The 21762-nt window shown below is 33.6% G+C and carries 23 protein-coding genes; all 23 read right to left on the bottom strand.

Translation table 11 applies throughout. The features are described 5' to 3' along the window. Nucleotides 1–53: 53 nt before the first annotated feature. The 23 genes from trmFO to leuS all read right to left on the bottom strand — a co-directional run bounded on the left by trmFO (nucleotide 54) and on the right by leuS (nucleotide 21689). Complete coding sequence (gene trmFO / locus JYK00_RS04970) at nucleotides 54–1370, bottom strand: methylenetetrahydrofolate--tRNA-(uracil(54)-C(5))-methyltransferase (FADH(2)-oxidizing) TrmFO (RefSeq protein ID WP_207565832.1); 1317 nt, start codon at nucleotides 1368–1370, stop codon at nucleotides 54–56. Further along, a complete protein-coding gene (fmt, locus tag JYK00_RS04975; protein WP_207565833.1) occupies nucleotides 1360–2277 on the bottom strand; it encodes a methionyl-tRNA formyltransferase in 918 nt (305 codons plus the stop codon). Before fmt ends, trmFO begins: the two co-directional genes overlap by 11 nt. Before the next feature lie 35 nt (nucleotides 2278–2312). Beyond that, on the bottom strand, nucleotides 2313–3113 hold the full coding sequence (rsmA, locus tag JYK00_RS04980; protein WP_207565834.1) for a 16S rRNA (adenine(1518)-N(6)/adenine(1519)-N(6))-dimethyltransferase RsmA: 801 nt from the start codon (nucleotides 3111–3113) through the stop codon (nucleotides 2313–2315). Then, nucleotides 3110–3721, bottom strand: coding sequence for a hypothetical protein (locus JYK00_RS04985; RefSeq protein WP_207565835.1), 612 nt, complete (start codon nucleotides 3719–3721; stop codon nucleotides 3110–3112). The genes rsmA and JYK00_RS04985 overlap by 4 nt, the downstream gene beginning before the upstream one ends. 118 nt (nucleotides 3722–3839) lie before the next feature. Then, nucleotides 3840–4835 (bottom strand): 2-C-methyl-D-erythritol 2,4-cyclodiphosphate synthase, encoded by a 996-nt coding sequence (locus JYK00_RS04990; protein ID WP_207565836.1) that lies wholly within the window; start codon nucleotides 4833–4835, stop codon nucleotides 3840–3842. Between the two features lie 19 nt (nucleotides 4836–4854). Further along, on the bottom strand, nucleotides 4855–5844 hold the full coding sequence (locus tag JYK00_RS04995) for a DUF4899 domain-containing protein (protein ID WP_207565837.1): 990 nt from the start codon (nucleotides 5842–5844) through the stop codon (nucleotides 4855–4857). A gap of 24 nt (nucleotides 5845–5868) precedes the next feature. Then, the gene (locus JYK00_RS05000; protein WP_207565838.1) at nucleotides 5869–7113 is read right to left on the bottom strand and encodes a glucose-1-phosphate adenylyltransferase; all 1245 of its coding nucleotides are present in this window, start codon (nucleotides 7111–7113) and stop codon (nucleotides 5869–5871) included. A gap of 11 nt (nucleotides 7114–7124) precedes the next feature. Continuing rightward, nucleotides 7125–8240 (bottom strand): glucose-1-phosphate adenylyltransferase subunit GlgD, encoded by a 1116-nt coding sequence (gene glgD, locus JYK00_RS05005; protein WP_207565839.1) that lies wholly within the window; start codon nucleotides 8238–8240, stop codon nucleotides 7125–7127. A gap of 4 nt (nucleotides 8241–8244) precedes the next feature. Next, a complete protein-coding gene (gene deoC / locus JYK00_RS05010) occupies nucleotides 8245–8964 on the bottom strand; it encodes a deoxyribose-phosphate aldolase (RefSeq protein ID WP_207565840.1) in 720 nt (239 codons plus the stop codon). Nucleotides 8965–8976: 12 nt separating this feature from the next. Continuing rightward, nucleotides 8977–9426 (bottom strand): SsrA-binding protein SmpB, encoded by a 450-nt coding sequence (smpB, locus tag JYK00_RS05015; protein WP_207565841.1) that lies wholly within the window; start codon nucleotides 9424–9426, stop codon nucleotides 8977–8979. Between the two features lie 19 nt (nucleotides 9427–9445). Then, nucleotides 9446–9835 carry a YraN family protein gene (locus tag JYK00_RS05020; protein WP_207567634.1) on the bottom strand — a complete coding sequence of 130 codons (390 nt, stop codon included), beginning with the start codon at nucleotides 9833–9835 and terminating at the stop codon, nucleotides 9446–9448. Then, nucleotides 9789–10070, bottom strand: a complete 282-nt coding sequence (gatC, locus tag JYK00_RS05025; protein ID WP_207565842.1) for an Asp-tRNA(Asn)/Glu-tRNA(Gln) amidotransferase subunit GatC — start codon at nucleotides 10068–10070, stop codon at nucleotides 9789–9791. Before gatC ends, JYK00_RS05020 begins: the two co-directional genes overlap by 47 nt. After that, nucleotides 10054–10284, bottom strand: coding sequence for a carbon storage regulator CsrA (gene csrA, locus JYK00_RS05030; RefSeq protein WP_207565843.1), 231 nt, complete (start codon nucleotides 10282–10284; stop codon nucleotides 10054–10056). Before csrA ends, gatC begins: the two co-directional genes overlap by 17 nt. A gap of 5 nt (nucleotides 10285–10289) precedes the next feature. Beyond that, on the bottom strand, nucleotides 10290–10736 hold the full coding sequence (gene fliW, locus JYK00_RS05035; protein WP_207565844.1) for a flagellar assembly protein FliW: 447 nt from the start codon (nucleotides 10734–10736) through the stop codon (nucleotides 10290–10292). A gap of 5 nt (nucleotides 10737–10741) precedes the next feature. Beyond that, on the bottom strand, nucleotides 10742–11512 hold the full coding sequence (locus tag JYK00_RS05040) for an alpha/beta hydrolase (RefSeq protein WP_207565845.1): 771 nt from the start codon (nucleotides 11510–11512) through the stop codon (nucleotides 10742–10744). A 22-nt stretch (nucleotides 11513–11534) separates the two neighbouring features. After that, nucleotides 11535–11924 carry a SoxR reducing system RseC family protein gene (locus tag JYK00_RS05045; RefSeq protein WP_207565846.1) on the bottom strand — a complete coding sequence of 130 codons (390 nt, stop codon included), beginning with the start codon at nucleotides 11922–11924 and terminating at the stop codon, nucleotides 11535–11537. Between the two features lie 12 nt (nucleotides 11925–11936). After that, nucleotides 11937–13556: a DAK2 domain-containing protein gene (locus tag JYK00_RS05050; RefSeq protein ID WP_228288110.1), complete on the bottom strand. Its 1620-nt coding sequence runs from the start codon at nucleotides 13554–13556 to the stop codon at nucleotides 11937–11939. A gap of 13 nt (nucleotides 13557–13569) precedes the next feature. Beyond that, a complete protein-coding gene (locus JYK00_RS05055; protein ID WP_207565847.1) occupies nucleotides 13570–13899 on the bottom strand; it encodes an Asp23/Gls24 family envelope stress response protein in 330 nt (109 codons plus the stop codon). Further along, complete coding sequence (gene dxs / locus JYK00_RS05060; RefSeq protein ID WP_207565848.1) at nucleotides 13874–15715, bottom strand: 1-deoxy-D-xylulose-5-phosphate synthase; 1842 nt, start codon at nucleotides 15713–15715, stop codon at nucleotides 13874–13876. The genes JYK00_RS05055 and dxs overlap by 26 nt, the downstream gene beginning before the upstream one ends. A gap of 96 nt (nucleotides 15716–15811) precedes the next feature. Beyond that, a complete protein-coding gene (serS, locus tag JYK00_RS05065; RefSeq protein ID WP_207565849.1) occupies nucleotides 15812–17086 on the bottom strand; it encodes a serine--tRNA ligase in 1275 nt (424 codons plus the stop codon). Nucleotides 17087–17090: 4 nt separating this feature from the next. Beyond that, entirely contained in the window at nucleotides 17091–18137 is a 1047-nt protein-coding gene (mtnA, locus tag JYK00_RS05070) for an S-methyl-5-thioribose-1-phosphate isomerase (protein WP_207565850.1), read from the bottom strand. A gap of 18 nt (nucleotides 18138–18155) precedes the next feature. Next, entirely contained in the window at nucleotides 18156–19190 is a 1035-nt protein-coding gene (locus JYK00_RS05075; protein ID WP_207565851.1) for a peptidyl-prolyl cis-trans isomerase, read from the bottom strand. Nucleotides 19191–19211: 21 nt separating this feature from the next. After that, nucleotides 19212–21689, bottom strand: coding sequence for a leucine--tRNA ligase (gene leuS / locus JYK00_RS05080; protein WP_207565852.1), 2478 nt, complete (start codon nucleotides 21687–21689; stop codon nucleotides 19212–19214). Nucleotides 21690–21762: the final 73 nt, after the last annotated feature.

Consider the following 21762-nt stretch of genomic DNA (forward strand, 5'->3'; position numbering starts at 1 on the left):
CTGTAAAGGTACAGAAATAGTTATAGGAATGATAATTCAGAAAATTTGAATGTTTATATACAAAGTTCATTTTTCACAAAGTTTCTCATTATCTCCAGGCAACGATTAGACAAATATTTTCTTCTATCATTTTTGTTTTTTATAATTTTTTCCAGAGGAAGAAGGCCAAAATTAGCATACATGGGTTTTAATTCTTTTGCAGATGTTATGTAATCTAACAATGCGCCAATCATGGTCTTTTTTGGAAAAGGTAACATTTTTTCACCTGTTAAAATTCTTCGTATGTTTATTCCAACATAAATGCCTGTTGCTGCTGATTCTGCGTATCCTTCTACCCCTGTAATTTGTCCTGCAAAGAAAAGGTTTTTGTATTTTTTGTGTCTCAAAAATTTGTCTAAAACGTGTGGTGAATCGATATAGGTGTTTCTATGCATTACACCATAGCGTAAAATCTCAGCATTCTCAAGTCCCGGGATCATTTTAATGATTCTGGATTGTTCTTTCCATTTGAGCCTTGTTTGGAATCCAACTATATTGTACATTGTTCCTTCTTCATTTTCTTTTCTTAGTTGAACAACTGCGTACGGTTTCTTACCACTTTTAGGGTCTGTTATTCCCACTGGTTTCATTGGTCCGTATCTAAGTGAATCTATCCCAGTCTTTGCAATTTCCTCTATTGGTTGACATCTTTCGAACAAAAGCTTTCTATCAAACCCCTCTATTTTTACAATTTGAGAAGATATAAGAGCATTATAAAATCTCTCGTATTCCTTTTTTGTTAAGGGGCAATTTATATAATCACCTGTTCCGACTCCATACCTATCGCCAAAGAAGCAAATGTCATAGTTTATGCTTTCTGCAGAAATTATAGGGGATACAGCGTCGAAAAAATTTAGAAAACCATTGGTTATTTTAGAGAGCCATTCTGCTAATTTTCCATCGGTAGTAGGACCTGTAGCGATAACCCATATTTTGCTGGGATTGGATAAGTCGATTTCTGTAATCTCTTTTCTAATGATTTCAACGTTTGGTAAGAGTTTTATTTTATTTGTTATGCATTCTGAAAATAATTTTCTATCAACAGCTAAGGCTTTACCAGCTGGGATTCTTGTTTTTTTAGCGCATTTTATTACTAAAGAATCCAGCATTTCCATTTCAGCTTTTAAAACGCCTTCTGCATTTTCTAACTTTTCAGATTTTAACGAATTGCTGCATACAAGTTCTGCGAAATTTTCAGAACTGTGAACCGGTGAAAATTTTACAGGTTTTTGCTCAAAAAGTTTAATTTCAATATTGTTGTATTTAGATAGTTGCCAGGCTACTTCCACCCCAGCTAAACCAGCTCCAATGATATTTACTTCAAGATTCAAATATGTCACCTTCCTTTATTAATTTTCCGTTTTTAGCTTCAAAGAATGTTATTTTCTTTTTCCCTGGAAATTGGATATATTTAACTTTTATAATTCCATCATTACAACAGATAGTAGCTCCTTCTTTTGATATATTTATAATCTTTCCTGGAGCAAATTGTAATTTTTCAGGTGCGTGGTAAAAAACATGAAAAACTTTTACATTTTTTCCATGAATAAATGTTTGAGCTCCCGGGAATGGATCATAAGCCCTGATTTTGTTTTTCACTTTTTCAAAACTATTGTGAAAATCTATTTTTAAGTCGCTTTTTGATATTTTAGGAGCATAAGTGGCAAGATGTTCATCTTGAGGAGTTAATTTTAAAGGGTATTTTTCTAAAAACTCTATAAGCAGTTCTTTTCCAATAATGATAAGTTTTTCATAAAGTTCTCCGTATGTTTCGTACATTCCAATTTTTGTTTCTTTTTTTAATGCAATTGGTCCATTGTCCATTCCTTCTCCTATTTTGAAAATAGTTATACCTGTTTTGTTTTCGCCATTTTCTAAAGCTCTTTGAATAGGAGCGGCTCCACGATATTTTGGTAAGAGTGATGCATGAATATTATAAAAAGGTATCTGGTCTAAAAATGGTTGTTTTAAAAGTTTACCGTAAGCAACAACAATGCCTATGTCTGGTTTTGTTTCATCGATTATTTTTATCCCTTCTTTTGAAAGGGATTTTGGTTGAAATACAGGGATTTTAAATCTTTGAGCAATTGTTTTTACCGGCGTTGGCTCCAGTTTTTTCCCACGGCCTCTTGGTTTATCCGGTTGTGATATTACACCTACCACATTGTATTTTTTTTCTAATAAGTATTTTAAGTGTTCTGCTGCAAATTCAGGGGTACCAAGAAAAAGAATTTTCACAAAACTCCCTCCTATTTTTTAAAATCTAAGCCCCTTTATAGGGGCTTTTTGTACACGATTTTCCACATTTTTAGAAAATCTCTTTCGCTGATATCTTCCGGTCTTTTCGTTAAATCTATTTCTTTTTCAAGGAGTTCAATTTGTTCTTTGTTCAAAAACGTTTTCAGGTTATTTCTTAAAGTTTTTCTTTTTTGTCTAAAACAATTAGAAACAAATTGCCAATAAAGTTCAAGGTTTTCGTTTTTAAGGCTTTCTTTCTTTTTTTTAAAGAAAATAACACTACTGTCGATTTCCGGATTTGGAACGAAGTTACTTTTTGAGACATTAAGAACTTTTTTGATTTCACAGATACTTTGAACAACTACAGTTAAAAAGCCTCTATTTGAATCTCCAGGTTTAGAAAGCAATCTTTCCCCTACTTCTTTTTGAACCATTAAATATGCATCAAAAAAATTTGAAAATAATATTTTTTTTATAACATGTCCAGTTATAGAGTATGGAATATTGGAAATACACCTGAAATTTTCTGGTAAAAATGAAAGGTCCAGTTTTAAAATATCATCAAATATGAGGTGTAAATTTTTATAGTGTTTAAGCCTGTAAAGGACATCTTTTAATTGTAAGTCAATTTCCACAGCATATACAAATGCTCCCGTTTTCAAGAGCGCTTCTGTGAGCGTTCCAGCTCCTGCTCCTATTTCTAAAATAACATCATCGTCTTTTACGTTTGCAATATTTACTATTTTTTCGGCAACTGAAATGTTACTCAAAAAATTTTGCCCCAGATTTTTATTTAATTTTATTCCATAAAGTTTAAGTAGTTCGGAAGTTTTCATCTTAAACTCCTCTCCACAGTCACAAAACCCGGAAATTCCATTTTTACAATTCCAGATTCATCTTTTTCAATATTAACTTTTTCGTTTTTGTATAAAAGTTGAAAAGAATCATCAAGTTTTTTCAGGGTTGCGATTCCTACTGCGTCTTTTGTTTTTCCTGGGTTAAAAAGGGCTTGAGGAATTACTATTTCAAAAATAGGCGACGGAGTTTCAAGAAGTTTTTCATAATGTGGAATCATAAAATTATTATCAAGTATAATTAGATTTTTTTTAGTCAACTTAAATGTTTTTGAACTTTGAGGCGTTTCGAAAACAAATAATGCTTCTGTACCATCGTATTGTCCAGATATTTTAGCGGTTACAGTACCATCTACTGTAAAAGTTACCAGATAATTTTTGAAGAATTCTCCGTTGTATGTAGTTGTGGATTCTACTGTGTAAACTATACCGTAATCTATAGTTGTAGTTACATGGTAACTTTCTGGAGAAATCTTATTGACAATAGATGTACCAAGAATAGTGTCCCCTATTCTGATAGTGTAAGTTTCTGCGTTTACTAATGTTAGAAAAAGAATGCTTACTATAAGTAATACCAGAATTTTTTTCACAAAATCCCTCCTCGTGTATAATGTAGTAGAAAAATTTGCAAATCAATCCAACTCTGAGTTATCATATAACTAAAGTAATTCAGGTCCTCCCTGCACATGAATGCTTGGTTTAGTCTGACTATATTGATATCATGTCAGTTACGCAAAAAGCTGTGATGCACTTTCCTTCTGATTCCGGGTATATATTATTTCCAGTTTTGAATTTAAGACTTACCGGACATTTTAAAATGGAAGTTAAGCTTTCTGATATCTGTGTTCTAAATTTACCGAGCATAAAACCTGAAATAATAACACAATCTACATTTATTGGAAAAAAGCCTTTTTCTTTTACTAAGCGTAACACATCGAGTAACATCTTTTTACTGCTGAAGCCTTTTGGTGTAACAGATTTTGGGAATAATTCACCTATGTCTTTCTGTAAAGAAACGCCAACTATCGAATCTATTATGCTATGAATTATTACATCTGCGTCTGAGTGACCTTCGAGACCAAAATCCGCAGGTATCTGAACACCACCTAAAAAGAGTTTTTTGTTTTTTGTTGTGGGATGTGTATCCCAGCCTATTCCACTAATTGTTCTATAGCGTGTTGTTCTAAACATTCTTGTCATAATTTTATTTGGTTTTCCACTTAAAATGAATCCTAAATTTTTGTATTTTTCTACTTCTTCTTCAAGTATGTCTGTTATGATTCTTGAGAACTCAAACTGTCTTATAAGTATGTATAATAATTCAGCTGTAATGTCAGGGGTTTTTCCTACAAGTGATATTATATATACATCATCTGTGCTAAAATCTATAAGAATTTGACCAATAACTGATGCTAATTTTATACCAGTACCTAAAACTTTTAGACCAAGAATTCTGAACCACCTTTCGTATCGATGTCTAAACGCTTCTTTAGTGGCGTAAAGGAGTATCCCCAGAACTTCTCCATCCTCGTTTTCCAGCACTATAGAGTTTTCTGATAAAAATGGCGGAATGTTTAAAGAAAGAGCTTTTTCTAAAACAAAACTTGCATTTTTGAAAAGATAATCATAATAATTTTTCTTTTCTTTATAAATTAGTTCTGCACACATTTTTATGTTGTTTTTGTTTATTTTTGTTATTCTCATTTTTACACCTCGTTTGTAACTAAAGAATTTTAAGTATGTATAATATTATAATCAGGAAACCAGCAAAAAACATAGTAGTCAGGAATGCTATAAGGAGTTCTGAACCGGTAAATACAGGGGAATGAGAAGGGCGTATAACTTTAATTTTTCCATGGGTTTTAATTTCTTCAACTCTTTTTGAGCTTTTTAGTAAAGTTTCATCATGTAGTAATTTTAGGCTTGGGCTTACGACAAACTTTCCGATTATATTTTCTCCAAGGTCGATTTTTATTAAAAAGAGATTTCCTTTTTTCGTTTTTATGATTTCTTTTCCTATGATCTTTCCAGGGAAAGGTTTGATTTTCGAACCTGAAAAATTGTTAGGATATACTTCCTTTAATTTTTCTTCCGTTGAACTTATATCTACAGGTACGACATATAATATATCTTCTATATCAAACTTGGTTATGGAAACTCCGTTGATTGGATCAATTACCGGGAAAAATTCCGGAATGTTTTCTAAGTCTGGTCGTTTGTAAATTTTTGCTATCTCTTCATCCTCAAAGTCTCCTTTCATTTCTAAAACGGTTAGTGCGGAATATTCCTCCAGACTTATACCATCAAAAGCTATTTTCAACTCAGCTTTTGGAGACCAATCTTCTATGAGGTTGGAGATAATGAGTTCAAGAACACCTTCATCATTTTCTTTTACTGCCGTTGTAAATTCTATGCCAAGTGCAAGTTTGCCACGTTTGTTCATCATGGTATTTAAAAATGTGTTGAAGGATAATGTAAGATCAGATACTACAGTTTCCTCTTCTAAAAGGTCTTTTTTTAGTTTTTCGAGTTTTTCTCGAAATTCGATGATATTTTCTTCCATAGTAAAAGAATCCAGATGTTCAGAGAACCTCATGGGAACTATTATAAAATCATATTCCGGAGCATTGTTTGCTTTTCCGAAGAAATATCCTATGAACTCTTCAGCAGTTGCTTTGCTTCTTCCCTTCACTTTCACAAAGTATAAATCCACTCTTGAATAACCTCCTTAGAATGGTTAAAAGTATCCACCTGATGGTATCTTAGTATTATTGGTTATTGTTTTTTCTACACCAACCACACAATTTTTCCCTATGGTTACGTTTTGTTTTATAACACTATCCATTCCTATCACAGTAATTTCTGAATTATAAATTTTGTTGTCAAGTTTGCTTTTTGAGAAATCTCCGACACCTATTTTGACATTGTCTTCTATCACACAGTTTTCTGCGACTATGGTATTTTCAATGTAACAATTGTTTCCGATTTTTACCTTTGTCATTATTACAGAATTTTTTATTATGGTATTTTTTCCTACTTCCACTCCCTGAGAAAGAACAGAGTTTTCAACTTGTCCGTAAATTTCACAACCCTCACTTATTATTGAATTTCTAATGTAAGTATCGTTAGATATATATGCAGGGGGCATTTCTTCTGAGTGTGTATATATTCTCCAATTTTTATCGTAAATATTAAAGGGTGGTATTGGTCTTGTTAATTCTAAATTGGCTTCCCAATAGGATTTTATAGTTCCTACGTCTTTCCAGTATCCTTCAAAAGGAAAGGCAAAAACTTTGTTGGTTTCTATAATTTTTGGAATTATATTTTTTCCAAAATCATGTGAACTTTCCGGATTTCTGGCATCCTCAATTAAAACCTGTTTGATAAAATCCCACTGGAATACATAAATTCCAAGTGAAGCAAGTGTTGATTTTGGTTTTTCAGGTTTTTCTTGAAATTCTATTATTCTGTCTTCCAGATCCGTAACCATTATTCCAAATCTGCTGGCTTCATTTAAAGGTACTTCTATGCAAGCGACTGTTGCTACACCACCTTTAGATATATTAAAATCTATAAGTTCGTTATAATCCATGGAATAAACATGATCACCAGAAAGCACCAGAATATATTCTGGATCGTATTCATCTACAAATTCTATATTTTGATAAACAGCATCTGCTGTACCGTTGAACCACACTTTTTGTTTTTCAGTGAAAAAAGGCTGAAGGATCGTAACTCCACCGTCTTTACGGTCGAGATCCCATGGTTTTCCAATACCAATGTGTTTATTGAGAAGATGGGGTTTATATTGTGTTAGAACCCCAACTTTGTAGATACCTGAGTTGACACAGTTGCTTAGTGTGAAATCAATTAATCTATATTTACCACCAAACTGCACGGCGGGTTTTGCTATTTTATCTGTTAAAACGCCCAGGCGTGTTCCCTGACCACCGGCAAGTATAAGTGCAACTATATTTCTCATTTAAATCACTCCTAAAGTACCATTCTTTTTTCCATAACTACAGGTTCAAAATCGCCTATGAGTTTTTGTTCTGATCTGATAATGCAGTTTTTATCTAAAATTGCATTTCTAACTACTGCTCCTTCTTCAACAATTGAATCCTGCATTATTATTGAGTTTTCTATGCAAGCACCTGCTTTTACAACAACCCCTCGAAAAAGAATTGAGTTTTCAACAGTTCCAGATACAATACAACCGTCTGCTATTATTGAATTTTTTATTTTGGAGGTAGAAGTGAATTTAGCCGGTGGATAATCTTTTAATTTTGTGTATACTTTTCCATGTCTATAAAAAAGCTCCCTTCTAATTTCTTTATTCAGGAGTATTTCCATGTTTGTTTTAAAATATTCGTTTATTCCTTTTTTTATATTTCTCCAATAGCCGTTAAAATCATATGCAAAAACTCTAAGTTCTTTAAGTCTTGGTATTATGATATCAAGAAGCAGATCATTCCCACCTGCTGGAACAGAAGAATACAAGAGTTCCATTAAAAGATGTTTGTTTATAAAGTATACCCCCAGAAAAGCTCTGTTTGAAGGAGGGTTTTTAACTTTTTCACGAATGTCAATTATTCGCATGTCCTTGTCAACTATTACACTTCCATAATCTGACATATTATAGCTTTCATCCAGATTTTTTGTCAGAAGCGTTACGTCGGCAGATTTTTGAAAGTGGAACATATACAAATTGTTGTAGATCATTTTATAAATATGATCTCCTGATCCTATAAGAACGTAATCTTCTTCACTTCTTTTTAAAACTGACATATTTTGAAAAATGGCATCAGCAGTGCCTTTATACCAATATTCTCCAGTCAACCCCAGATACGGTTGAAGAATATATAACCCACCTTTTTTTCTGTCCAGGTTCCACTCTTTCCCCGAACCAAGATGATCCATAAGACTTCTTGGATTATACTGAGTTAGAACTCCTACTTTTATTATGTCAGAGTTAACCATATTGCTAAGAGTAAAATCAATTGCACGGTATTTCCCGGCAATAGGAACAGCAGCACTTGCTCTTTTATAAACGAGTTTTCCCAATCTTTCACTTTTACCACCGGCTAAAATCAGTCCGAGGACTTTCAATCTATCACCCCTTGATTATTTGAACACCAGAACTCGTTCCTATACTGTTAGCCCCTGCCTTGATCATATTAAGTGCGTCCTGATAACTTTTAACACCTCCTGAAGCCTTTACTCCCATGTTGTCTCCCACGCACCACCTCATTAATTGAATGTCTTCAACTTTTGCACCAGCAGTACCGAAACCTGTAGATGTCTTAACAAAAGCGGCACCAGCTTCTTTTGATATAACACAGGCTGCTATTTTTTCTTCGGTTGTTAAATAACATGTTTCAATTATAACTTTGACAGGTACATTTGCTGCATTAACAACTTTTTTGATTTCTTCATAGACGTAATCGTAATTTTTAGCTTTGAGATGTCCAATGTGTAACACCATGTCTACTTCATCGGCGCCTGCCAGTACCACCGATGAAGTTTCCTGAACTTTTACCTCTGAAAGTGTGCTTCCCAATGGAAATCCCACTACTGTAACTATTTTTACATCCGTTCCATTTAATATATTTTTTACTAAGCTTACAAAAGATGGATTTACACATACACCTCTGAAAGAATATTTTATAGCTTCCTCGCATAATTTTTTGATATCTTCTTCGGTAGCGGTTGGTTTGAGATTAGTGTGTTCAATATATTTTGCAACATCCACATTTTCTGTTGAAAATTCCTTTGGAGCATAGTTTTTCCTGTATTCATTGATTTTCGCTTCAATTTTGTCGAGAATTGTCATGAAATTTCCCTCCTATCTTTTCTTTTTTAAATATTCTTTCATTCTTTTGTTTATTTCTTTTTTCTTGATTTCTTCGCGTTTGTCGTACAATTTTTTACCTTTAGCTACGGCAATTTCTACTTTTGCAAGATTTCGATTATTGAAATAGATTTTTGTCGGTATTATCGTTAATCCCTGTTCTTTTACTTTGCCCATTAATCTATGAATTTCTTTTTTGTGTAATAAAAGTTTTCGGGGTCTTTCTGGATCGTGATTAAATATATTTCCACTTTTATACGGTGGTATGTTTAAATTTAGCAAAAAAATTTCTCCATTTTTGATTCTACAAAAACTGTCTTTGAAATTTGCCCCTGCTTCTCGTAAAGATTTAACTTCTGTACCTTTTAATTCAATACCTGCTTCATAAGTTTCAAGCAAGTGATAATCTGTGTATGCTTTTTTATTTTTAGCTATTATTTTCATTGAAAATCCTCCTTGAAAATCAAAGATCTGTAATTCCTTTTTGGTGAAAGATTTTATTCTTATGAACTTTTATAGCATCTATTCTGGTTCTGGAATAAACAAAATTTCTGTTATAGTTCATATAAAACTCTGCCACTCTTTCTATTTTTGATATTTTTTGATTGGTTATTCTTTCAAAAGGATCTACTTTGTCGCTATTTCCCGATTTTACTTCTATAAAAACTAAAGTATCATCGTCTAACGCGATAATATCTATTTCGCCAAATTTAGTCCTGAAATTTCTGGATAATATTTTATATCCTTTTCTTTTCAAAAAAGATATTGCAGCATTTTCGGCTGATTTCCAAGAGAACCTTGTTGAGTTATTTGTGGATTCCTGGGATTTTAATAAATCTTTCTTCTTTTTCAGGAAAGTTTTGAATAATTTTTTCTGTGTTTTCAAAACATATCACATCATTCCCTCTCAAAGTAGTGGGAGTTTCTATAGGATTGTACATAGGAGTTTCGTCAGAAACATCCAGTTCCGATAGAATTTCAAAGTAATCCACAATTTTTTGCATTTCTCTTTTAAATAATTCTACATCATCTATTTTAATTCTTGCGAGCATTGCCGTATCGTGAACAATTTTATCGTTTATTATCAAATTTGGTCACCTCCGATATGTCTTTTAAATCGAATTCAATAGCTTTTCTGTTTTCTTCAAGAAGTTGATCATATATTTCTTTTCTATAAACTTTTATAGTTCTGGGAGCATTGATACCCAGTTTGACTGTGTTTCCATCAATCCTTATTACTACAATTTCTATGTTATTTCCAACAATTATACTTTCCCCTATTTTTCTTGACAGTACAAGCACATGCGTCACCTCTTCTGCTGACTTCTAACAAGTTCTCTCAAATGATGCTTTATAGTATATTTTTCCGTATTGAGTATGATCTGTTTGCCGATTCCTTTTTTTATATTTATTACAATAGGTGCTAAAAGATTTATTGTGGTTTCTTTTGGTTTTCCTTTTGGAATAGTAAGAACAGCCCAGATAGCTATGTCTTCTTCAGAATTTATTTGTAATTCTTTTATATCTTCTTCAGAAATTTCAAATTCATAATCTTTTAAAAAAATCCATGGATCCACAATAGGTAATGTAATGTTTGAGTCTTCTAAAGATACGAGCCACAGTATAGGAGAAGTATTTTCAAAAGAAATTATTGCAAACTTTCTTAGGTTATCAAATCCTGGTAATCCATTTGGAAATGTTATGATTTCATTTTCTTGAAGATCTATTTCTCCAAACTTTGTTTTGAATATCAAAAGTGTCACCTCTTTTCTGCATGTTCTTCTAACCAATTGTATATAATATTGTAAAACTCTTCACCATGTTCGGGATCTTCGAAAAGTTCGTGAAATCCTCCATCAAACCGAATAATTTTCTTATCCATTACTTGAAGATCATTATAAAATAGTATACTTCCTGTTATAGGGGTTATTCTGTCTTTAGTTCCAACAAGTAAAAGAGTTGGAGTAAAAATTAATCCTACTTTTTCATGAGCAAGCTTTATATTTTTGAGCAAACTTTTCCCTAACCTAACGCTAATCCTGTCGTGTACCAATTCATCAGACAAATAGTTTTCAACAGCTTCTTTGTTTCTTGATAATAATTCAGGGTCAATTCCGTTTGACATAGTAATAGATGGTACAAACAAGTCCAGAACGTTTGAAAGGAATTTTTTTAATGAAGTGGTTTTTATATGTAGCGCAGGCGAAGAAGCAATGAGCCCACGTATTTTATTATTGTTTTCCTGCGCATATCTAATAGCAATTAATCCCCCAAGACTATGGCCAAATATAAAAAACTTATCGATTGTGTCTGTAAGTTCATCTATTATCTTTAAAACTTTTTCAATTGATGTATGACCCCTCTTCCCGGGACTTTTACCATGTCCGGGAAGGTCAAAACCTATTACACCAAAGTTTCTATTTACTAAATTGGAAACTAATTTTTCGTATCTTCCAATATGTTCACCCAGTCCATGAATTAAAACGACCCAACCTTTTTCTGGAGTTCCTTTTTTGAAAGAATGAAGCACAGCTTCCCCCCTCTTCCCCTTTCTAATCTTTTTTTACTTCTATGATCTCAGGAGAATACTTCTTTTCTAAAAAATAATTTTGGACAAAAGCCAGAGACATGAAAATAAAACCTATCCCGAAACTTTCAATGTCGTTTAAAGAAAAGAGATAACCAATACCCATTCCAGTGATTAAAGCAATAATTGGTAATCCGTAGAGAAAAAACGCAACTGCTGCACCGCGCAGTTTTATATCAACAACCACTTCATCCCCTGGGGTAACTTGAACATCTGAACTTTTTTTAACTTTTATTTCACTTTTACTTTTTACACTACAACTTCCAGAAAGTTGACAGCTTCCACAAGCTGATAAATCTTTCTCAAGGTATATATATTGTTCGTCAACTCTTGAAACTTTTAAAATCTCCTTCAATTTTATACCTCCTCATTCTATCATTATAAGAAAAGGATAATGAGGTTGTCCGCCTTCGTATGTTTCAAGTTCTAAGTGATTGTATTGTTCATCAATAATCTTTCTTAATATATTGTTTTCTATTGGAGTAGCGTCTTTTCCGACAAATACTGTTATAATTTCACGCTCTGATATGTCTCCAATCTTTTCGAATGTTTTTAGCAAAGCAGCTTTGAAATCAAGATTGTGACTTGAAAGTTTGTTGTCGAGAAATACCAGGTACTCGTTCTTTTTGATTTTTTCTCCGTTGAGTTTTGCATCCCTAACAGCGCGGGTTATAGATATTGTTATTATTTCTTTAATTGCTTCTTCAAAAGTTTTTATAAGTATATCACTATCTTCCTCAGGAATATATCTTATCAGTGCAGCGACACATTGTTGAACGTTTTTTGTTGGTATTACGTGAACATTTTTGTCTTCTATACTTTTTGCTACCTGCTGAGCTGCAAGTATGATATTTGAATTATTTGGAAATACATAAATGTTTTCAGCATTGACTGCTTCAACAGCTATTTTTATATCTGCTGTACTTGGATTCATTGTTTGACCACCAATTACTATGGAATCAACTCCAAAGTCTGTGAAAATTTTTGATATTCCTTCACTGGGAGACACTGCAACTAATCCATTTTTCTTTTTCTGGAGTTCCTCTTTTAAATCCGTGGAAACGAAATGCTCATGTTGAAGTTTCATATTGTCTATTTTTACTTTTACAAGTTCACCAAAAGTAATAAGTTTTTCTATAACATTTCCCGGGTTATTCGTATGTACATGAAGTTTGAAGATATTATCCTGGACAAAAAATACAACAGAATTTCCTATCCTGTGTAAAAAGTCTCTGATTTCTTCTACAGTGTTATTTTCGACTTCTCCATAAGATTTTACAACAAGTTCTGTACAATATTGATAGGTAAGATCCTCAGGTATCATCTGAATTTCTTCAACAGGTTTTGCTGTAGTTTTTATGTCGAGGTCGATAGTTGTATCCCCTTTTATGTATTTATAAAAACCTTCTATTATATAATAAAATCCTTTCGCTCCGGCATCTACTACTCCAGCATCTCGCAATTTTTTTAACATAGTTGGGGTGTCATGGACAGCTTTTTTCAAAATTTCTACCATTTTTTCAAAAAGACTTTCATAATCAGGTTGACTGTTTAACAATTCAACATTTTCAGCCAGGTACCTAACTGCCGTTAAAATTGTCCCTTCTACGGGTTTCATAACTGCTCCATAAGCAACTTCTTTAGCAGATTTTATAGCATGCGAAAATTCTGAAATAGAAATCTGTTTTTTTCCTTTTAACGAGTCGCAAAAGCCCCTGAAAATTTGCGAAAGTATGACTCCTGAGTTTCCTCTGGCACCCATAAGGGTTCCATTTTTTATCGCATCTAATATGGAACTCATATCTTTTGTCTCAAGTGATTCTAAATATTTACATCCTTCCAGCATTGTAGCTGACATGTTAGAACCTGTATCCCCATCGGGTACGGGGAAAACATTTAATGCATTTATTTCATCTTTGTGCATTAAAAGATTTTCTGTCCCTTTCATAAAACAAAACATCAGCTTTTCGGGTGTAAGCTTTTTCAAAATGAGACCCTCCTTATTTTACATCTATTACATGGACATTAACTTCAACATTATCGCAACCTGCGAGTGTCTTAAGTTTGTGTTTTACATTTTCAATAATATTCCTTCCAACTTCTGAAATTTTTGTTCCATACTCAAGTTCGACAAAAGCGTCAACTTTTATATGTCCAAACTCATCTTCTTGAATTTTTACCCTTCCCTCTTCACTACTAACCAATTTTGAGAACCAGCTATCTGAAGAAATATTCACAGGTCCATAAGTTTCTAAAATGGCAAAATATACCAATTTTCTTATAGCATTTAGAGTAATATCAAGTTCACCAAATTCTGTTTGCATTTTCATAATATTGCCCCCTTTCAATAGATTCAAATATTTTAGTTTCTATGCCATCTTTATCGAGTTTTAAAAATTTCAAAAGTTCTCTCCTGCTTCCATGAGTCGGAAAAATATCCTCTATACCCAGGATTGTAACTTTTCCGTATCGCGCCACGCTTTCACCAAATCCTCCATAGGTTGTACCTTCTTCAAGGGTAAAAACATAATTATGGTTATTTAAAACCCATTTTATTGTGTTAATATCTACAGGCTTAATGGAACGAGCAAAAACTACAGTCCAATTATTTTTTTGAGCAGCTTTAACTGCTTCTTGGGTAATTGTCCCGGTTGAGATTATAGCTACATTTTTTCCTGTTCTTAGGATCTCCCATTTATAAAGTTCTACAAGTTGTATTTTATCATAAATCTTTTTAAAGTCTCCAAATTCTGAATCTCGGGGATATCTTATAGCTATAGGAGCGTCTATTGGAAATTTGAACACGGTATAAATTGTGTTAACTAAATCCTGAATATTCATGGGGGCCAGTATTCGAATATTTGGTATCATTTTTAAGTAAGCAATATCAAATAGTCCGTGGTGAGTTGGTCCATCTTCACCGACTACGCCTGCTCTATCTATTGCAAATATTACAGGAAGGTTTTGCAAAGCAATATCGTGTATTAGTTGATCAAAACCTCTTTGCAAAAATGTTGAATATACCGCAAAGACAGGTTTAAATCCGGAAATAGCCAGACCTCCAGCGAAAGTTACACACGATTGTTCAGTTATTCCCAGATCAAAAAATCTGTCAGGAAATTTTTGAGCAAACAAAGATAATCCAGTACCTGTTTTCATTGCAGCTGTTATAGCAATTATATGTTCGTCTTTTTCAGCAAGTTTAACAAGAATATTTCCAAAAGCTTCACTATATGATATGAAACCACTTTTACTTAAAAATGTTCCAGAAGAAATATCAAATTTGCTGGCACTGTGAAAGGATTCGGGATCATCTTCCGATGAATTGTATCCCTTCCCTTTTATAGTGTTAACTGTTATAACTGTGGGATAATCATAATCTTTGACTCGTGTGAACACTTTTTCCATTTCCTGAATGTTATGTCCATTTAAAGGCCCAAGGTGTTTTAAACCAAGAGCTTCAAAAAAGTCGTCACCGGAAAACGTAACTTTTATTGCGTCTCTTATCCTTTTTAATTCATCCTCTAACGGTTCACTGATATTCCGTTTCATAATATTTTTTATATCAAGGTAAACTTTACTTGTTCTCAGGTTATCGAGAAAATGAGAAAGTCCCCCAACGTTTTTTGATATAGACATTGAGTTACTATTTACAATTATTTTTATCTTTGAATTTAAAGATTTTATTTGATTTAAAGCTTCAAGAGCTTCGCCGGAAGTGAAGGCTCCGTCTCCTATCACTACAACAACATTTACTTTTTTATTTTCTTTTCTCAAAGCTTGTTCAATTCCTAAGGCTGCCGCTATTGATGTTCCTACATGGCCAGCCCCAAACCTATCAGCCTGGGACTCTGCTATATTTGTGTATCCACTGATTCCTCCAAACTTTCTAATGGAAGGGAACAGCTCCCATCGACCGGTTAACAATTTATGGGTATATGTCTGGTGACCGGTATCCCATATTATGTAATCTTCAAATGGGTTAAAAACTCTATAAAGAGCTATTGTAAGCTCTACAACACCTAAATTTGATGCAAGATGACCGCCATTCCTGGAAATCACATCTATGATATATTCTCGAATCTGCTGAGCAAATTTATTCAAATCTTTATAATTCATTTCACGGATTTTTTTAATATAATCCATTGTAATTGGTTTTATCCTCCTCGCAATTTTTTTGCATTTATATTTTACCATAAAGTCATTATTAAACCCGCTTTCAGGCCAAGCGGGTTCATTTTATTAAGGTATTCTTTCTGTTCCCATATAAGGTACGAGTACTTCTGGAACTGTAATTGAGCCGTCAGGATTTTGATAGTTTTCAATTACAGCGACAAGTGTCCTTCCAATGGCGAGTCCGGAACCATTTAATGTGTGTGTGAAGTGGAGTTTGTTGTCTGAGCCTCGGTATCTTATATTTGCTCGCCGTGACTGAAAATCAGTGTCATTGCTACATGAAGAAACTTCTTTATAATCATTATAAGATGGTAACCAGACTTCCAGATCGTACGTTTTAGCAGCTGCAAATCCAAGATCCCCTGTACACAAAGAGACGACTCTATAAGGGAGTTTCAGTAATTGCAATATTTTTTCTGCATTTTCAGTTAATGTTTCCAGGTCTTCAAAAGAAGTTTCTGGTGTGGTAATCCATACAAGCTCAACTTTATCAAATTGATGTTGTCTAATTATTCCTCTTACGTCTTTTCCATAACTGCCTGCCTCTCTACGATAGGATGGGGTGTAAGCTACGTATTTTTTTGGCAGTTCTTTTTCCGCCAATATTTCTTCTGCGTGAAGGGCAACTAAAGGCACTTCAGCTGTTGGGATTAAGAATAAATCATCTTTTTCTATAAGATACGCTTCTTCTTCAAATTTTGGTAATTTACCGGTCCAGAGCATTACGTCTCTTTTTACAAGATGTGGGAGCCAGACTTCTGTGTATCCATGTTCTTTTATGTGAACATCTAACATAAATTGAACTAAAGCTCTTTCAAGGCGAGCAAGCCAACCATACATGACAGCGAATCTTGCTCCACTTAATTTAGCAGCGCGTTCAAAATCCATAAGACCAAGCTCAGGACCTAAGTCCCAGTGGGCTTTTGGAGTAAAATCAAATTTTCTGGGAGTCCCCCATGTTCTAACAACAATGTTTTCATTTTCGTCTTTTCCATAAGGCACACTTTCGTGCGGAATGTTAGGAATATTTAAAGCAAGTGTTTCTATTTCATCTTCGATTAGTCGTTGCTTTTCTTCTACCTGTTTTATTTTTTCTCCTATTTCTTTACTTTCATCAATAATTCTTTTTGCTTCTGATTCATTTTTTTCGGCTTTTGCTTTGGCAACCAATTTTGAGAGGGTGTTTCGTTTTGCTTTTAGTTCATTGACTTTTGTGGTAAGTTCGCGCCACTCTTTGTCTAATTTTAATATTTTGCTGATTACATCACTACTCGTGTTCCGCTTACTTAAAGCTTCTTTAAATATTTCTGGATTTTTTCTTAAAAGTTTAATATCTATCATAAGATCACTCCTCAAAAAGCTTTTTTAAATTTTCATTATATGGAGGATAAACAATTCCTTTTTCCGTTATAATTGCCGTTACTAATTCAGCATCTGTTACATCAAATGCTGGATTGAAAACATTTACATTTTCCGGGGCGATTCTTTTACCACCACAGTGAGTGACTTCTTTATGATTTCTTTCTTCTATAGGAATATCTTTTCCAGTTGGTGTATTTAAATCTATAGTACTCGTTGGTGCTGCGACATAGAAGGGAATTCCATGTCTTTTTGCAAGTACCGCAACCATGTACGTACCTATTTTATTTGCAACATCACCATTTGCGGCAATCCTGTCAGCACCTACTATCACTGCATTTATTTTCCCCAGCTTCATCGCCCATCCAGCCATATTATCACTTATTAGAGTTACTTCTATACCATCTTTCATAAGTTCCCACGCAGTTAATCTGGCGCCCTGGAGGTAAGGTCGAGTTTCATCAGCAAAAACTTTTATTTTTTTCCCCTGTTCAACGGCGGCTCTTATTACGCCAAGTGCTGTCCCGTAATCTACTGTGGCTAATGCTCCAGCGTTGCAATGTGTAAGTACAGTATCACCATCCTTTAACAGGCTGGCTCCGTAAGCACCCATCTGTTTGTTTGCGGTTATGTCTTCATTAGCAATATTTATAGCTTCATTTTCTAATACTTCTAATATTTTTTCAAAATAACCATAATTTTTTAATGTTTTTTCCATTCTATTTAATGCCCAGAAAAGATTAACGGCAGTTGGTCTGGTATTTGCTAAAGTTTCTTTGACTTCATTCATTTTTTCTAAAAAAATCTCGAAAGAACTGCTGGTATTAATGTATTCTCTGGCTCCAAGTACGAATCCAAAAGCTGCAGTTGCACCTATTGCAGGTGCTCCGCGAACAACCATTTCTTTAATAGCAGTAGCTACTTCCTTGTAATTTGTGCATTCTATATATGTTTCTTCAAGTGGTATTTTTCGTTGATCTATGAGTATAAGAGATTCCCCAGTCCATTCTAAAGTCATAGTTTTAAGTTTCAAAACTAATCCCTCCTCTGTTTATTTCTTGGTTTCGATGTTATAAAAAATCTTAATATCACTTTGCTGTTTGAATTTCGAAAATTCATTGTCTATAAATTTTGCCCAGATTTTACTTTGCTTCTCATTCAATATAATACTGATTATGTCGTTTTTCACGTCTTCTAATTTTTTTGTTTGAGCTGGAATAACATTTAACAGTCTAATTAAATAATATTTTCCATCAGCTTCGATGGGTCCAAGTATGGAACCGGGAAGTGAGTTTCTGATGTAATTCCAGATCTTTTCCGGGATGAGTTTATTTCCGTCTTCAATTTTTTCTAAAAGTGGGTTATTAATCCCATAATTCCCTGCAATATTTTCGAAAGATTCGCCGGAAAGGAGCTTTTGCTTTGCAGCATTTGCTTCAATGTTGCTGTTAAAGTTTAGTAAGTATAAATCATATTGAGCAGGGGTAGAAAAACGCGTTATATTGTTTTCATAATAGATTTTTATTTCTTCGTTTGTAACAGTAGCGTTTTTAGCCACAAAATCGTATAAATTTTTGAGTGAGAGATTTACTAAAGTATTGAAATAGAGTCTTTTTTTAAAGTCTTCCAATGAGCCCATGTTTGCATATTTTAAATAGGAATCAAATGTTTGTTCGTCTATTCCCTGAGAAGTTAAATATTCTTTAACTTGCTTATTAACAAGGTTTGTAACTTCTATATCAGATGGTCTTAAGTTGTATTTCTGAGCAAATTGAACTATTAACAGCTTTTGAACCATATTATCAAGGACGGCTCTTTTATATCGCATTATTAAATTAATGCCTTCTTGAGTGTTTGTCAAAACATTGAAAAAAGTTTCATTGACCTGATTTATGCTGATGAGGAGATTTTGAATATTTGCTTCGGAGTTAAGGATATCTAATGTTATAGGTTCACCATTAACAAGTGCTACAACTGTTGTGGCGTTACTGGTTGTAGTGGTAGCTGTTTTTGAAGAAGTATCCACTGCGAAAATTGTTGTTGATAAAATTCCGATCAGAAAAACTACCATAAAAAATTTCTTCATTAAGATCGCCTCCTAATAATTTTATTTAACAACGATATTCATGAGTTTATTTGGTACAAATATTATTTTTATAATCTGCTTATTTTTAGTATATGAAGCTATTTTAGGATTTTGAAGAGCAGCCTTTTTGATATTTTCTTCTGTTTCATTAGCAGGCACAACTACTTTGCCACGAACTTTTCCGTTTATCTGTACTACTATAGTAATTTCATCAATTTCCAGTGCATTTTTATCATAAGACGGCCAATTTTCTTTAACTATAAAGGTTGATTTTCCTAAATCATGCCACATTTCTTCTGCCATATGAGGAGCAAATGGTGAAAGTATTAAACAGAGATTTTCCCCTATTTCTTTTAATAAAGGAACATTCCATTCGTTTTGTGGCGTGCTGTTTAAATATTCACTTAAATGATTATTAAATTCCATGAGACCGGCGATTGCTGTGTTGAATTTAAAGCCTCCTTCTATGTCTTCTGTTATTTTCTTTATCGATTGGTGAAGCTTTCTTCTGAGCTCTTTTTCTGCTTTATTTTTGACCAAGACATTTTCTGAAGTTTCTTCTTTTATTGCAGGAAGAATGGTATAGAAGTTATTCCAGAGCCTTTTTAAAAATCTGTGAACCCCTTCTATTCCAGCTTCACTCCATTCGGCATCTTTTTCAGGAGGCGCCATGAATAAGATGTAAGTTCTTAACGTATCGGCTCCATACTTTAATATCATATCATCTGGAGAAACTACATTCCCCTTTGATTTACTCATTTTCCACCCATCTTTGTAAATCATACCTTGGGTGAAAAGGTTGGTGAAAGGTTCTTCAAAATTCACATAACCTAAATCATAAAGTACTTTTGTAATAAATCGAGAATAGAGCAAATGGAGCACTGCATGTTCAACGCCTCCTATATACTGATCTACCGGGAGCCAGTAGTTCACATCTTCAGTTTTGAAAGCCATATCATCGAGGCGAGGATTTATATATCTCAGGTAATACCAGGAACTATCTACAAAAGTATCCATTGTATCTACATCACGTTTTGCGGGTTTTCCACATTTAGGGCAAACTGTGTTTATAAATTGTTGATTTGAAAGCAGCGGAGATTTACCTGTAGGCAAAAACTCCACATTTTTCGGAAGTTTTACGGGTAAGTCTTTTTCAGGCACGGGTACTGTTCCACACTCATCACAGTAAATTATAGGTATAGGTGCGCCCCAATATCTTTGCCTTGATATGAGCCAGTCTCTTAATTTGTATTGAACACTTTTTTTTCCAATTCCCTTTTCTTCAAGATATTTTGTAATTTTATCTATAGCTTCTTTATTATTAATTCCATCAAAAGGCCCAGAGTTAATCATTATGCCATCACTTTCATATGCACCATTCATGGTATCTGGTTCAAGGTGTTTTTCTGGATTATCTATAACCACTCTAATTGGTAAATTATATTTTCTTGCAAATTCAAAATCTCTTTGATCATGTGCAGGCACTGCCATTATAGCGCCTGTGCCGTATTCATAAAGTATGTAGTTCGCAACATAAATAGGTATGTGTTCTCCGTTAACGGGGTTAATAGCATATCTTCCCAGAAAATATCCTTCTTTTTCAGCCTCTGTACTTGTGCGTTTAAATCTATCTTCAAGGGATACCTTTTTTAGAAATTTTTCAAGCCCTTCTTTTCTGTCGTCGGTTACTAAAAGTTCAACGAGGGGTGATTCAGGAGCCAGAGCCATAAAAGTAACTCCCCAGAGTGTATCCGGTCGTGTTGTAAAAACTCTGATTTTCATATCAAGATCCTTTACCGGAAAATCAATTTCTGCTCCGACACTTTTTCCTATCCAATTTTTTTGCATTGTTTTAACGTGTTCAGGCCATCCTTTGAGCTTTTCTATATCTTTTAATAGTCTTTCCGCATACTCTGTTATTTTAAAATACCACTGCTCTAAATGTTTTATTGTAACTTCTGTGCCGCATCTTTCACATTTTCCGTCTTTAACCTGTTCATTTGCTAAAACTGTTTGACAGCTGGGGCACCAATTTACTGCACCTTTTTTCTTATATGCGAGCCCTTTCTCATAAAGTTTTAAAAATAGCCATTGTGTCCATTTATAATAATCTTCAGAGCAAGTTTTAATTTCTCTATTCCAGTCATAACTTATACCTATCTTTTTGATCTGATTTCTTATTGTTTCGATGTTTTTTAATGTCCAGTCTTCAGGATGGATTCTATTTTTTATAGCGGCATTTTCTGCTGGAAGTCCAAAAGCGTCATAGCCGAAAGGATGAAGCACGTTAAATCCTTTCATTTTTTTGTATCTGGCTACTATATCTCCTATTACATAATTTTTAACGTGTCCAACGTGTAATGTGCCAGAAGGATAAGGAAACATTACAAGAACATAGTATTTATCTTTATCAGAAAACTGAGGAGTTTCAAACATTTTCTCTTCTTCCCAAATTTTTTGCCATTTTTGTTCTATTTTTGCGGGTGTGTATTCTTTCATACAATCCCTCCTGATAAGCATTTTTTTAGTCATTATATCATGGAAATTATACTACAAACAACTGATTTACACA

This window comes from Thermosipho ferrireducens (genome assembly GCF_017358165.1).
Taxonomy (GTDB): Bacteria; Thermotogota; Thermotogae; order Thermotogales; family Fervidobacteriaceae; genus Thermosipho_B; species Thermosipho_B ferrireducens.